General features: G+C 45.8%; 12 protein-coding genes. All 12 read right to left on the bottom strand.

Features of this window, described 5'->3' with window-relative positions; genetic code table 11:
• Window position 1: 1 nt before the first annotated feature.
• From ACMXYX_RS03650 to mraZ, 12 genes are read right to left on the bottom strand one after another with little or no spacing between them, the layout of a single operon-like run.
• Window positions 2-949 (bottom strand): D-alanine--D-alanine ligase, encoded by a 948-nt coding sequence (locus ACMXYX_RS03650; protein ID WP_415906502.1) that lies wholly within the window; start codon window positions 947-949, stop codon window positions 2-4.
• Window positions 946-2394 carry a UDP-N-acetylmuramate--L-alanine ligase gene (murC, locus tag ACMXYX_RS03645; RefSeq protein WP_415883645.1) on the bottom strand — a complete coding sequence of 483 codons (1449 nt, stop codon included), beginning with the start codon at window positions 2392-2394 and terminating at the stop codon, window positions 946-948. Before murC ends, ACMXYX_RS03650 begins: the two co-directional genes overlap by 4 nt.
• Window positions 2394-3485, bottom strand: coding sequence for an undecaprenyldiphospho-muramoylpentapeptide beta-N-acetylglucosaminyltransferase (murG, locus tag ACMXYX_RS03640; RefSeq protein ID WP_415897610.1), 1092 nt, complete (start codon window positions 3483-3485; stop codon window positions 2394-2396). The genes murC and murG overlap by 1 nt, the downstream gene beginning before the upstream one ends.
• The gene (gene ftsW / locus ACMXYX_RS03635) at window positions 3482-4690 is read right to left on the bottom strand and encodes a putative lipid II flippase FtsW (RefSeq protein ID WP_415906501.1); all 1209 of its coding nucleotides are present in this window, start codon (window positions 4688-4690) and stop codon (window positions 3482-3484) included. Before ftsW ends, murG begins: the two co-directional genes overlap by 4 nt.
• Entirely contained in the window at window positions 4690-6039 is a 1350-nt protein-coding gene (gene murD / locus ACMXYX_RS03630) for a UDP-N-acetylmuramoyl-L-alanine--D-glutamate ligase (protein WP_415883642.1), read from the bottom strand. Before murD ends, ftsW begins: the two co-directional genes overlap by 1 nt.
• 14 nt (window positions 6040-6053) lie before the next feature.
• The gene (gene mraY, locus ACMXYX_RS03625) at window positions 6054-7136 is read right to left on the bottom strand and encodes a phospho-N-acetylmuramoyl-pentapeptide-transferase (protein WP_415883641.1); all 1083 of its coding nucleotides are present in this window, start codon (window positions 7134-7136) and stop codon (window positions 6054-6056) included.
• 6 nt (window positions 7137-7142) lie between these two features.
• Window positions 7143-8513, bottom strand: coding sequence for a UDP-N-acetylmuramoyl-tripeptide--D-alanyl-D-alanine ligase (locus ACMXYX_RS03620; RefSeq protein ID WP_415883640.1), 1371 nt, complete (start codon window positions 8511-8513; stop codon window positions 7143-7145).
• The gene (locus ACMXYX_RS03615) at window positions 8510-9976 is read right to left on the bottom strand and encodes a UDP-N-acetylmuramoyl-L-alanyl-D-glutamate--2,6-diaminopimelate ligase (RefSeq protein ID WP_415897608.1); all 1467 of its coding nucleotides are present in this window, start codon (window positions 9974-9976) and stop codon (window positions 8510-8512) included. The genes ACMXYX_RS03620 and ACMXYX_RS03615 overlap by 4 nt, the downstream gene beginning before the upstream one ends.
• Window positions 9977-9987: 11 nt before the next feature.
• A complete protein-coding gene (locus tag ACMXYX_RS03610) occupies window positions 9988-11691 on the bottom strand; it encodes a peptidoglycan D,D-transpeptidase FtsI family protein (RefSeq protein ID WP_415883638.1) in 1704 nt (567 codons plus the stop codon).
• The gene (ftsL, locus tag ACMXYX_RS03605; protein WP_415906500.1) at window positions 11681-12049 is read right to left on the bottom strand and encodes a cell division protein FtsL; all 369 of its coding nucleotides are present in this window, start codon (window positions 12047-12049) and stop codon (window positions 11681-11683) included. The genes ACMXYX_RS03610 and ftsL overlap by 11 nt, the downstream gene beginning before the upstream one ends.
• Entirely contained in the window at window positions 12049-12987 is a 939-nt protein-coding gene (gene rsmH, locus ACMXYX_RS03600) for a 16S rRNA (cytosine(1402)-N(4))-methyltransferase RsmH (RefSeq protein WP_415900213.1), read from the bottom strand. The genes ftsL and rsmH overlap by 1 nt, the downstream gene beginning before the upstream one ends.
• Window positions 12988-13005: 18 nt before the next feature.
• Entirely contained in the window at window positions 13006-13461 is a 456-nt protein-coding gene (gene mraZ / locus ACMXYX_RS03595) for a division/cell wall cluster transcriptional repressor MraZ (RefSeq protein ID WP_415883635.1), read from the bottom strand.
• Between the last annotated feature and the right edge of the window lie 463 nt (window positions 13462-13924).

Raw genomic sequence — 13924 nt, 5'->3', positions numbered from 1 at the left:
TCTATTTGGCCGTTTTTAATATTCTAACTACCAACTCGTCAAAGCTAATCCCTTGCTCTCGTGCAGCCATAGGCACAAGGCTATGATCAGTCATACCCGGAGCCGTATTAACTTCTAGTAGCTGGAAGTTTCCATCTTGATCTTGCATCACATCTACACGCCCCCAGCCTTTACAACCGACCGCGGCAAATGCTTGTTCAGCAAGACGCTTAAGTGATGTTAATGTTTCCTCAGACAAACCATGATCGAACTTGTACTGCGTATCGTTCGCTAGATATTTTGCATCAAAGTCATAAAACTCGTGCTGCGTTACTAGCTGAATAGGAGGCAACGCATCACCATCAAGCACAGCTACCGTAAACTCGTCACCGCTCATCCAACTTTCGGCAATCACACTACGATCAAAACCAGTCGCTGTCTCCAATGCGGCTTCTAACTCACCCGCACTGGTAACTTTACTCATTCCAATACTGGAACCTTCGTGTGCAGGTTTAACAATCATTGGCAAACCCAGATGCTCAACGATGTCATCAACCTCAAACTCACCATTGAATGTCGCAAACGTTGGCGTCGGTAAGCCTGCTCCTATCCACACCTGCTTGGTTCTTAACTTATCCATACCGATTGCAGAAGCTGCCACACCACTGCCGGTGTACGGTTTTCCTAGCATTTCCAACGCACCTTGCAAGGTACCGTCTTCACCACCTGGGCCATGTAAAATCAAAAAGGCACGATCAAAGTGATTTTCTTGTAGCTGTTGTAACGGTTGTTGATCGCCATTAGGACCATAGAGATCGATACCAAATGCATCGACACCTGCTCGTTGTAGTCCAGCTAGAACCTCAGCACCACTCTTGAGAGAAACATCACGCTCAGATGAATTTCCACCAAAAATAACCGCAACTCGTCCGAAGTCAGATTTCATTTGAGCATCAATTTGATAACTCATTTTTCCTCCTTATCGGCTACAAGATTGGCCTGTTTTAGCTGATGAGCAAGCGCTGTAATATCACCCGCACCTTGAGTCAGTAATAGATCACCTGGTTCCAAAATATCTTTCAGCACATCGGCAACGGTGTCTTTATCGCTAACAAATACCGGATCTATACGACCACGCTGACGAATGCTTCGACATAAGCTGCGGCTATCAGCACCAGCAATTGGCTCTTCACCCGCGGCGTAGACTTCTAGAAGTAACAACACATCTGCTTCAGAAAGTACTTCCACAAAGTCTTCATACAAATCACGAGTTCGGCTATAACGATGAGGCTGATTAATCATCACCAAACGTTTATCTGGCCAGCCTTCACGAATAGCTTTAACAACGGCATTAACTTCTCTTGGGTGGTGACCGTAATCATCAACCAACATAACGCTACCACCATTGACAGGCACGTCCCCCAGAACTTGGAAACGACGACCAACGCCTTCAAACTTAGTTAATGCTGTACAGATCGCTTCATCACTAATGCCCTCATCGGTAGCCACAGCAATAGTCGCTAAGGCATTCAACATATTGTGATGGCCCGGCATATTCAGTGAAATTTCCAGATCGGCAAAATCCCCTGGGCGCTTAACGGTAAAGCGAGTGTACATACCTTCTTGTCTGATATTTTCAGCACGGTAGTCAGCATCTTCCTCAACACCGTAAGTAAGCACTGGACGACTCACTTCTGGGAGGATTTCTCTGACAACAGGATCGTCGATACACATAACCGCAAGACCGTAGAACGGTAGGTTATGTAGAAACTCCACAAATGTTTTCTTTAACTTAGAGAAGTCATTCTCATAAGTTTCCATATGGTCTGCGTCAATGTTTGTAACAATCGCAACCATAGGCTGTAAGTGAAGGAATGAAGCATCACTTTCATCAGCTTCCGCCACAAGATAGCGGCTCGTGCCCATCTTGGCGTTGGTACCAGCACTGTTTAGTCGACCACCAATCACAAATGTAGGATCAAGCTCACCTTCAGCAAAAATGGAAGCTAAGAGACTTGTCGTCGTTGTTTTGCCGTGCGTTCCAGCTACAGCGATACCGTGACGATAGCGCATCAATTCAGCCAGCATTTCAGCACGACGCACAATCGGAATTCGCTGTTCACGCGCAGCTTTCACTTCTGGGTTTTCTTCGTTAACTGCAGTGGAAACAACAACCACATCCACACCTGAGACATTGGTATCGGCATGCCCAATAAAGATGTTCATCCCCAAGCCTTCTAGGCGTTGAGTCGTCGCGGATACTTTAATATCTGAACCTGAGATTTGATATCCCTGATTCAGTAATACTTCCGCAATACCACACATACCCACACCACCAATGCCGATAAAATGAATTCGGCTGATACGGCGCATTTCCGGTATTTCATAACGGGTGAAAGCATTTTGTTGTTTCATTACTTCATTGCCTCAAGACAAACACTTGCTACCACATCACTTGCTTCAGGTTTACCTAGTGATAGCGCTTTGTTTGCCATTTCCATCAACGTTTCTCGTTGATTTAATTGTTCTGTTAATAATGCTGTTAGCGTTTCTTTATTAAGATCCGCCTGCTGAATTAAAATCGCAGCATCTCTCTCAGCTAGATAATTTGCGTTTTTAGTTTGGTGATCATCAACCGCATAAGGGAAAGGCACTAATACAGATGCCACACCTGCATTGCTCAATTCACTCACCGTTAAAGCACCAGCACGACATAAAACTACATCTGCCCAACTATAAGCTTCTGCCATATCATCGATAAATGGCACAACTTTACACTCAGTTACGCCCAGCGCCTCATAACGCTGCTGAGTTTCTTCAATATTTCGTTTTCCTGCCTGATGCCAAACCTCTGGACGTTGCTCCATAGGTAAATCAGCAAGCACTTCAGGTAGAAGATCGTTAATCGCTTTCGCGCCTAAACTTCCACCTACAACTAAAAGACGCAAAGGTCCTTCACGATCAGAAAAACGCTCTTTAGGTTCAGGTAAATCCAAGATACTTCCGCGTACTGGATTACCCACGGTCTGAGTCGTTAGGCCACTTTTAAATGCACCTTGGAATGCTTCCAGGACGTTTTTGGCTAATTTAGACAAGGCCTTGTTGGTCATTCCAGCAACAGCATTCTGCTCGTGAATAATCAACGGAATTCTTAGTAACCACGCAGCAAGGCCACCTGGACCAGAAGCAAAACCGCCCATACCTAATACAACATCCGGTTTAACAGAGCGAACAACCGATAGCGCCTGCCACAAAGCGATCAACAGTTTAAATGGAGCCAAAAGAAGGCTTAACTTCCCTTTACCTCTTAAGCCTCTTACTTCAATAGAATGCAGTTTTAATCCTGCTGCAGGTACCAAATCAGCTTCTATTCCGTGTCGAGAGCCCAACCATTCAACATGAACACCTTGTGCCTGTAGTTTCTCTGCTGTGGCCAATGCAGGAAATACATGACCACCAGTGCCACCAGCCATAATCAAAGCTACTTTTTTATCAGAAGTACTCATGCGACAGCCTCCTGATTTTTTCCAGCTAATTTCAATTCGTAGTCAACTCTCAAAATAACGGCCAACATGGCGCAACTCACTAATAAACTACTTCCACCGTAACTCACCAAAGGAAGCGTCAAACCTTTTGTAGGCAACGCGCCAACATTCACTCCAATATTGATCAACGCCTGCCCTGCAAAGATAATTGCAAAGCCGTAACAGACATAAGCAGAGAAAAAGGATTTTACCTTTTCAGCTCGACGACCAATACGGAAAATATTCACGATTAATAAGGCATAAACCAAGATCAAAGCAATCGCGCCGATAAAACCTAACTCTTCGGCCAATACTGAAAATACAAAGTCAGTATGAGCTTCTGGCAGATAAAATAACTTTTGAACGCTATTACCTAACCCCGTTCCAAACCATTCACCACGACCAAAAGCGATCTGTGCCTGCGATAACTGATACCCAGTTCCAAAAGGATCAGACCATGGATCTAAGAAGCTCTGAAGTCGAGCTACTCGGTAAGGCTGCAATCCTACAACAGCGACCAGCAGACCCACTACACCAGAGATCACCATCAAGAATTGGGAAAAGCGCATCCCACCCAAAAAGATCATTCCCATAACTGTCCCCATCAGGACAACTAAGGCACCAAAGTCCGGTTCGAAGTACAGCAGCACACAAAAAATACCCAGAGGTAGAGTCGGCTTCGCAATCCCTTTCCAGCTGCTACGCACTTCATCCAAGCGTCTCACCAAGTAGCCAGCCATGTACATCACCATACAGAACTTAGCGACTTCAGATGCCTGGAGATTTAAAGGACCTAAAGGTAACCAACGATGACTACCATTTACCCCTTTACCTACGCCAGGGATCAGTACCAAAATCAATAAGACACCGGCAGCCAACATCCACCAGTGCCCGGTCTTCTCCCAAAAGCGCATTGGGATATTCCAAACAACCACAGCACCAATCATCGCCAACATGATAAATATGAACTGACGAATAACGTAAAAATACGCTGTACCGTTATTTTTTAGCGCCACATCTAAAGATGCAGAGCTAATCATTACAAAACCCGTTAGAACCAAAGCAACTGAACAGGCCAGTACCCAAGGGTCAAATGGCAACACTCTTTGTGACGCACAAACAGGCGAAGGCGAAGGAATTAACCCCTCAAACCTCTGCTTAATGTTTGTCATCGCCAAAGAGATCATTAAAGGGCCTCCACCGCATCAATAAAAGCATCACCACGAGCGGGAAAACCAGAGAACATATCAAAGCTCGCACAGGCAGGTGAAAGCAGAACAATATCTCCCTCCTTCGCTTGAGCTTGCGCCTTTGCAACAGCAGCTTGCATATCGTTTGCTGATTCTTTGATTACGCCTTCACAACTGTCAGCTAAACGTGGTCCATCTTCACCGATATAGATCAATGCTCTTGCGAACTGCTGCATAGGTTCAGCTAATTCAGAGAATTCAGCACCTTTACCAACACCGCCAGCAATTAACACAATACGTTGATCTGCAGATAGGGTTTTTCCTAAACCGTTCAGCGCAGCAACAGTCGCACCAACGTTAGTGCCCTTGGAATCGTTGTAGTATTCAATACCGGCTTTTTCAGCTACCCACTGGCAACGATGCTTCAAGCCCGCAAAGTCCTTTAAAGCCGTTAGCATCGCATCCATTGGCAAGCCAACAGACTGGCCTAAAGCTAACGCAGAAAGCGCATTAGCCATGTTATGGCTACCACGTATTTTTAACTCAGATACAGGTATTAATTTGTCCAGACCAACGGCAAGCCAGGTTTCACCCTTCTCTTCAATCAAACCAAAGACTTTCAGATCAGGTTTACCTAAGTGGTAAGCAAGCTGATCAACACCACTCGGCATTAATGGCATTGTCAGTGCATCATCACGGTTAACAACGACCTTTTTAGCTCCGCGGAAAATCCGGTGTTTAGCCTGATAATAACCCTGCATAGAATCATAACGATCTAAATGATCAGGACTAATATTGAGTACAGTTGCAACTGCTGCTCGAAGATCATTGGTTGTTTCTAACTGGAAGCTTGATAGTTCGATAACATACAGATCTTTTTCAGGCTCGTTTAACATCTCGAGTACAGGCGTACCAATATTTCCGCACACTCCAACATTTAAACCGGCAGCAGCAGCCATCTCACCCACTAAGGTAGTGACCGTACTTTTAGCATTTGAACCGGTAATCGCAACAATAGGTGCACTGATCTCATTACAGAAAAGATCAATATCACCACTTAACTTCGCGCCCGCTTTTACTGCCGTTTGAATAGCAGGATCACTTTGTGCAACACCAGGGCTCAAAATCAATTCTGATGCACTACTCAGTAGTTCAGCATCAAAAGGCCCGCAAATCAGTTTAACGTCAGGAAGCTCTGTTGATAGCTCATCCATGCCTGGAGGATTCTCTCGGCTATCAACAACGACAAAACGCTCATCTTTAGACGCCAAATAGCGCGCACATGCCAGCCCGGTTTGACCTAAACCGATGACTACTTTTAATTTATCGCTGGCGATTAAACTCATGCTCAAACTTTACCTTAACGAATTTTCAGAGATGCCAAGCCAATCAGCACCAAAACTACTGTGATGATCCAGAAACGAACAATTACACGAGGCTCTGGCCAACCTTTCAATTCAAAATGGTGATGCAAAGGCGCCATACGGAAGATACGGCGACCTGTTAATTTAAACGATGCCACCTGCAAAATTACTGACACGGTTTCAGCCACAAACACACCGCCCATAATGAACAGTACAAATTCCTGACGGACGATAACGGCAATAACACCAAGCGCAGCACCCAAAGACAAGGCACCGACATCACCCATAAACACTTGAGCTGGATAAGTGTTAAACCACAAGAAACCAAGACCAGCACCAACCATGGCACCACAGAATATAATCAGCTCACCAGAACCCGGTACGTAAGGGATCAACAGATATTCAGCAAATTTGATGTTACCGGACAGATATGCAAACACACCCAAAGCTCCAGCTACCATTACGGTTGGCAAAATAGCTAGACCATCTAAGCCATCAGTAAGGTTTACCGCATTGGAGCTACCTACAATTACAAAGTAGGTAAAGACAATAAAGAAGATACCGAGATCAATCGACACATCTTTTAGGAATGGAATCAGAAGTTCTGTTTCAACAGGTGTGGAAGCCATGCAATAGAGTAATACTGCCGCACCCATACCACCTACTGACTGCCACAGGTACTTCCACTTAGCAGGTAATCCTCTCGGATTTTTCTCAACCACTTTACGATAATCATCGACCCAACCCACTGCACCAAAAATTAGCGTCACGCCCAACGTAATCCACACATAAGGGTTAGTCAGATCACTCCACAAAAGGGTACTAATCGCAATTGCAACTAGGATCAAAGCACCACCCATTGTTGGTGTACCTGCTTTGCTCAAATGCGTCTGAGGACCATCATCTCGTACCGCTTGACCAATCTGATTACTACGTAGTTTGTTGATCATATGAGGGCCGACCCACAAAGCTATCAACAATGCTGTTAATACACCCAAAATCCCACGTAGGGTTAGGTACTGAAATACAGCAAAGCCGCTGTAATATTCCGATAAAAATTCTGCCAGCAGTGGTAGCATTGCCTTCTATTCCCCTTCAGTCAGGTTCTTCACGACCTGATCCATCGCTGCACTTCTCGAGCCTTTAATCAGAATATTGGTATTCTGATCAGCCAGCTCTTTCAATGCAGTTGTTAATTCTTCACGTGTTTCAAAATGCATTCCCTGCCCATCTGCTGCAGCGTTATACGCTGAAACAGAGTGCCGGGACAGCACGCCAGTTGCATAGAAACAACTAACCCCCTTCTGCGCTGCCCGACAACCTACCTGTGCATGCTGATCAGCGGCATCTGCCCCTAACTCAGCCATATCTCCTAAAACCAATACTGATTTACCCGGCAAACTAACCAGCAGATCCACTGCCGCATTTACCGAACCAGGATTGGCGTTATAACTATCATCAATCACTTGAGCCCCAGAGGCTGTCGTCAAGCAACGCATACGTCCAGATACTGCAGTGAAGGATTCTAAACCACTGCAAATTTCCGCTAACGGCATTCCTTTAGCGCTTACAGCAGCTGCCGCAGCTAGGGCATTCGCAACGTTATGCTGCCCCATCACCTGCAGCTGAACCGTTTGAGATTCAGAGCCTCTGTGCAAAACAAAAGAAAAACAGCCATTGCTAGATGGTTTCAAATCCGACGCATAGACGGCAGCTTTCTCGGAGCTAAAAGAGAAGTTTCTCTGAGGCTTTCCTTGGTTTTGATTTAACCAATACTCTGTATGCGGATCATCTAGGTTGATAACAGCCGTGCCTTGAGTTTCATCTAACTGCGAAAAGATCTCAGATTTGGCTTCGACTACACCTTGTAAAGAGCCAAACCCTTCCAGATGAGCACCCATCGCGTTATTCAAAATCGCAACATCAGGTAGAGAGATCGCAGTCGTATAAGCAATCTCACCACCAGCACTGGCACCCTGTTCAATCACAGCAATTTGATGCTGATCACTTAATTCAAAAAGCGTTAGCGGTACACCGATGTCGTTATTCAGATTACCTTTGGTAGCCAATACCTGATTATTCTGAGACAGAATCGCAAATAGCATCTCTTTAACTGTCGTTTTACCGCTACTACCTGTCACTGCGTAAACAGTGCCATCAAAGCGCTGGCGATTCGCTTGCGCAATGTTCCCCAAAGCAATACGCGTATCTTCAACTTGCCACAATGGCGCTTGTACTTCGGGCATAGATCGAGAAACAACCGCAGCGACCGCGCCTTTTTCAAGCGCCTGCTCTATAAACTGATGACCATCAAAATTAGGGCCTACCAATGCTACAAATAGATCGCCCTGCTTAATCGTACGCGTGTCTGTACTGACACCTGTAAATTCAGCATCAGCCGTTATCAGCCCGCCAAAAGCTTGCTGTAACTGCTGCAAAAACCACTGACCAATCATACCGCCACCCCTAAAACTGACTTACTCACATCAACATCACTAAACGGGTAACGTGTACCAGCAATCTCTTGATAATTTTCGTGACCTTTACCTGCGATCAACACGACATCTTCTGGCGAAGCAGCATTGATCGCCATTCTGATCGCTTCTGCACGATCCGCTTCAACATCCGCCTGATGATCATGAATACCACTTTCGATCATCTCAATAATGCTATCTGGCTGTTCTGTTCTTGGGTTATCGCTAGTCACGACCAACCGATCAGCAAATCGGTCTGCAATATTGCCCATGAGCTCTCGTTTACCTGTATCTCGGTCTCCACCACAACCAAATACACACCACAAACGCCCTGACGTATGAGCTCTAACAGCTTGAATGGCTTTCTCTAGAGCATCTGGCGTATGTGCATAATCAATAATTACCAACGGTTTATCTGCAGTGACCAATGCCTGCATTCGTCCCGGCACTGCATCTAACTTGGAAAGCCCGTGCATGACCTGCTCTCGGCTAAATCCCTGTTCGGATAGCAAAGCTGCTACGAGAAGCAGATTGTCCAGATTAAATTCGCCGATAATTTTACTAGCGAAAGCAAAGTTGCCTTGCGCCGTTTTCAGCTCCGCTTCGATACCGTGTAAAGCTAAACGATATGCTGCGATCAGATAATCGCCTTGTGCACGCCCAACCGCTACTTTTTTACCTTTAACTTCGTCATCAGCTAACAGCGTTTGACCAAAAGCATCATCACTGTTGATGACAGAAGCTTTTAGATCAAAGCGTTTAAACAATCTTGCTTTAGCCGCACCGTAAGAAGCCATAGAACCGTGGTAATCCAGATGGTCACGGCTTAAGTTGGTGAATGCGGCATAATCAAATTCCACCCCTGCAACTCGGCCCTGCTGTAAAGCATGGCTAGAGACTTCCATCACAACGCTTTCAGCGCCTGCTGCACGTAATTCAGCGAACAAACGCTGCAAGCCTACAGCATCTGGCGTTGTATGAGTTGCCTGCTCTAGCTGGCCTGGAAAACCATTTCCAATAGTGCCAACAATCGCGGTTTTCGTGCCTATCGCATTCATCGCCTGTGCGACAAAATGCGCACAAGAGGTCTTACCGTTAGTACCCGTAATGCCAATCACATTCAGATGGCGGCTTGGGTGGCCATAAAAATTTGCGGCTACTGGACCAATCTGACTGACTAAATCAGGCACAGCAATCACTGGGATACCAAGCGAAGGGCAATCATCCACTTCGCGACTATCCAACAAAACCGCTACTGCGCCACTTTTTTCAGCCGCTTCAACGAAATCAACACCACGATGCTGAATACCAGATCGAGCAATAAACAAAGTACCGGGCGTAACCGTACGGCTATCTTGCGAAATAGCAGATACGACAAAGCCAGCGTAAGTTTCATCAACCCACTCCGGCGCAATCTCTTTCAATGTTCTACTGATTTCCAACATAGTCACCTCATTCAACGCTGAGCAACCTGCTTATTTACTTCCGGCCAATTATCCGGTGGGATATTCATCAAACGTAAAGCTCCACCTACCGCTCTTGAAAAAACCGGAGCTGCTACCTCACCACCGTAATATTCCTGGCCTTTAGGGTTATCAATCATCACTACTGTTACTAAGCGCGGATCACTTACCGGCGCCAAACCTGCAAATGTAGATATATACTGATCGTCGATATATCCACCACGGCCAACTTTATGCACAGTGCCTGTTTTTCCAGCTACTCGATATCCCTGCACAGCAGCTCTACGACCCGTGCCTTTAACGCTAATCACAGTTTCCATCATTTCACGGACATCAACCGCCACATCCGCAGGCATAACTCGAACAGGTTTACCTGCTTCGTTTTGGCGAATCAGACTAACAGGGCTCACGACACCATCATTAGCCAACGCCAAATATGATTGAGCTAGCTGTAATGGCGTAACTGATAAGCCATAGCCATAAGAAAGCGTCGCACGCTCAACTTGCTGTCTCGAATTCAGATAAGGCAGATAACCTGTACTTTCACCCGGAAAGCCGATTCCTGTTGCCTGCCCTAAGCCTAAATTGTGATACAGATTACGTACCGAACCTTCAGGTAAGCTTAACGACAGCTTGGTTACACCCACATTGCTGGATTTCGTAATAATGGTGGAGATATCTATCTCACCGTAATTACGATGATCTCGAATCGTTTTACCTTTAACCCGCATATAACCAGGTGCAGTATTTACAATCGTTTCCGGCTCGTATTCACCGCTCATTAACGCCGCAGCGACCGTCATAGGCTTAACTGTCGAGCCCGGCTCAAATGTATCGGTTAACGCTCTATTTCTTAAAGCCGTCGAAATTCTCTGTTTTGGATCATTCGGGTTGTAGGATGGCTGATTAACCATCGCCAACACTTCGCCCGTGGATGCATCTAGCATCACAATCGACCCGCCATCAGCTTTATGCGCTTCTACTGACGCTTTTAATTCTCTATACGCTAGATATTGCAGCCTTAAATCGATGCTTAGCTGAATATCGTTACCATGCAAAGCAGGCTTAACTTCCCGAATATGTTTGATCGTTCTACCCAAACGATCTTTCATAACCAGCTGCTTACCAGCGTCAGCCTTTAACCAATCCTCATAAGCCAGTTCCAGACCTTCTTGGCCTTTACCATCCAAATTGGTAAAACCAACCAGATGCGTTGTTACCTCAGCTGCTGGATAGTAACGCTTATATTCACGATCAACATGCACACCCGGTATACGCAAAGCTCTAATTTTTTCAGCTAGCTCAGGTGTAACTTGACGCTGTAAATACAAAAATCTACGACTGCGATTTTCAGATAACTTAGCCAGTAGTTTCTTTTTGTTCGTTTTCAGCAGCACAGCTAGTTTTGACAAACCATCGTGCTGCATATCTGTCATTTTCGGATCAGCCCAAATAGTCGCGACCGGTGCACTCACCGCTAAGGGTTCACCATGCCTATCCGTGATAATCCCACGATGGGCAGGTACCTGAACCGTTCTCAATGAGCGAGCATCACCTTGGGTTTGCAGAAACGACTGCTCTTCAACGTAAAGCGAAAGCATGCGAGCCGTAATCCCACCTGCAACGAGCAATAGAAGAACCAGCACCAACCAAAGGCGCCATCCTCTACCAACTGCTGCTTCAGCGTTATCGCTCATGCTTCACGATCTCTATTTGCTCAACGTCTGGCACTTTCATGCCCAACACGCTCGTTGCTTGTTGTTCAACTCGGTTATTGGCAGCCCATGCACTTTGCTCAAGCAATAGCTGTCCCCACTCAACTTGAAGCTCATCCCTTTGCTGTATCAATTCCTGATGCTGGTTAAATAACTGTCGATATTCAAAGGCACTCATTACTACGCCCAAGCACGACACCAAAAGCACCACAACCAACACAAACACCAATAAAAATGGGCTCAGCAACTCTTCAGCACTATAAAAATTGTCTCGACCAGATGAATTCCCCTTCTCATCCTCCTGATCACCAACCCAATTTTTCAAGAACTTTCCAAGCATCAAGCGACCTTTTCAGCCACTCGCATCACTGCACTTCGAGCCCGTACGTTCTCTTCGGTTTCTGAGGCACTCGCTTTCACAGCCTTACCTACATTCTTCAACCGAATTTTCAACATATCGTTTGTAACCGGAATACCACGTGGAATATGCTCATCGCCTTTAACATGCTGACGAATAAAGCGCTTCACAATCCGATCTTCTAGTGAGTGGAAGCTAATAACTACAAGACGCCCACCCACTTTCAACATTTCTAAAGCCTGATCCAAACAGCTTTCCAGATCTTCCAATTCACGATTAATGTGGATACGAATACCTTGGAAAGCACGTGTTGCAGGGTTCTTACCTTTTTCCCAAGCAGGATTGGCTTCAGCTATGATTTTTGAAAGCTGCGCTGTCGTGGTAATTGGCTCTTCTTCACGCTTAGCCACAATCGCTTTCGCCATACGACGGGAGAAACGCTCCTCGCCATAGGTATAAATCACATCAGCAATCTCTTTCTCTTCGGCGCGAGCGATCCAATCAGCCGCGCTTTCACCGGAAGAGGTGTCCATTCGCATATCGAGCGGACCATCATTTAGAAAGCTAAACCCTCGGGAAGCATCATCTAACTGTGGTGAAGACACACCCAAATCCAGCAAAATTCCATCAACCTGTCCTTGCAAACCACGCTCAGTTACAAATTCTTGCAATTGTGCAAAACTGCCGTGCGCTATAGAGAAACGATCTTCATCTGCAAAACGTTCGTGTGCATGCGCAATGGCGGTTGGATCCTTATCGATTCCCATCAACTGACCATCTTCTGCCAATTGATCCAATACCAATGCAGAATGACCGCCACGACCAAAGGTCCCGTCGACATAGAAACCAGACGCGTCCTGCACTAAAGCTTCTACAGCTTCATTTAACAGCACTGTGATATGTTTAAATTCCTGGCTCATTCGTCGTTACTCGATCCGCTATAGCGATAAATTTTGTAATTCTTCAGGCATTGCCATGCCACCTTCTACCTCTTGAAGATACTCTTCACGGGTAGCCAACCATCTGGATTCACTCCAGATTTCAAACTTCTGCCCTTGCCCAAGCAACACAATTTTTTTATCGAGCTCGGCATACTCTCGAAGTGGAGCAGGCAAAAGCAATCGCCCATTCCCATCCATATCAAGATCTGTTGCATGACCAATCAATAGGCGCTGAATTCGACGCGCTGCAGGATTAAAGCTGGGCAGGCTTTCAATTTTTTCCTGAATCACTTCCCATTCTTCCAGTGGATAAAGCAGTAAACAGCGCTCTTCAGTATCAATCGTAGCCACGAGCTGACCATCGCAACACGTCGCGATTTTCTCGCGATAACGTGCCGGAATCGCCATGCGCCCCTTGGCATCCAGATTGATTTGATTAACGCCTCTAAACATTTTCGGCTCTCAAAACCCACTTAAATTACAGAAAAACCCACTTTTACCCACTTTATCCCACTAGAGCACACTATAGAAAGTAACCCCAACTAAAGCAAGGCTGAAAGCGCCGTAAATGACGGTTATCAGAGATCAAACATTAGAGAAATGCATACAGAGAGAAGCTCTCAAAAACTAAGCATTGAGAGACTGCATATAAAACAATGAATTAGGTGAATCAGACCTTTACAGGAAAAGCAGTGAACACCGCTCTTCCTGAAAAGAAAGAATAATGAGGAGTTTGCCGATAAGCCGGGTTCTGTCATGGACAATCATTCATCTGGGATGCATATCACTATGCACCTCAAGCAACCTACCCGGTTCCAGCGCGGGTCACGCCTATAGGAACCCTGACATTTGGCACACTCCGAGTTTTCTTTACGTCTCCGTGGGTTACACGCAGCGTTAATTCGCAGTGATTGTA

The organism is Neptuniibacter sp. QD72_48, assembly GCF_047778065.1.
Classification (GTDB): Bacteria; Pseudomonadota; Gammaproteobacteria; order Pseudomonadales; family Balneatricaceae; genus Neptuniibacter.
This window is presented reverse-complemented; position numbering and strand designations above follow the sequence as displayed.

Bases quoted from the DNA above. Each gene is read 5' to 3' on its own strand.
- ACMXYX_RS03650 (WP_415906502.1), bottom strand. From the start codon at position 949: ATGAGTTATCAAATTGATGCTCAAATGAAATCTGACTTCGGACGAGTT.
- murG (WP_415897610.1), bottom strand. From the start codon at position 3,485: ATGAGTACTTCTGATAAAAAAGTAGCTTTGATTATGGCTGGTGGCACT.
- mraY (WP_415883641.1), bottom strand. From the start codon at position 7,136: ATGCTACCACTGCTGGCAGAATTTTTATCGGAATATTACAGCGGCTTT.
- rsmH (WP_415900213.1), bottom strand. From the start codon at position 12,987: ATGAGCCAGGAATTTAAACATATCACAGTGCTGTTAAATGAAGCTGTA.
- murC (WP_415883645.1), bottom strand. From the start codon at position 2,394: ATGAAACAACAAAATGCTTTCACCCGTTATGAAATACCGGAAATGCGC.
- ACMXYX_RS03610 (WP_415883638.1), bottom strand. From the start codon at position 11,691: ATGAGCGATAACGCTGAAGCAGCAGTTGGTAGAGGATGGCGCCTTTGG.
- mraZ (WP_415883635.1), bottom strand. From the start codon at position 13,461: ATGTTTAGAGGCGTTAATCAAATCAATCTGGATGCCAAGGGGCGCATG.
- murD (WP_415883642.1), bottom strand. From the start codon at position 6,039: ATGAGTTTAATCGCCAGCGATAAATTAAAAGTAGTCATCGGTTTAGGT.
- ACMXYX_RS03615 (WP_415897608.1), bottom strand. From the start codon at position 9,976: ATGTTGGAAATCAGTAGAACATTGAAAGAGATTGCGCCGGAGTGGGTT.
- ACMXYX_RS03620 (WP_415883640.1), bottom strand. From the start codon at position 8,513: ATGATTGGTCAGTGGTTTTTGCAGCAGTTACAGCAAGCTTTTGGCGGG.
- ftsL (WP_415906500.1), bottom strand. From the start codon at position 12,049: ATGCTTGGAAAGTTCTTGAAAAATTGGGTTGGTGATCAGGAGGATGAG.
- ftsW (WP_415906501.1), bottom strand. From the start codon at position 4,690: ATGATCTCTTTGGCGATGACAAACATTAAGCAGAGGTTTGAGGGGTTA.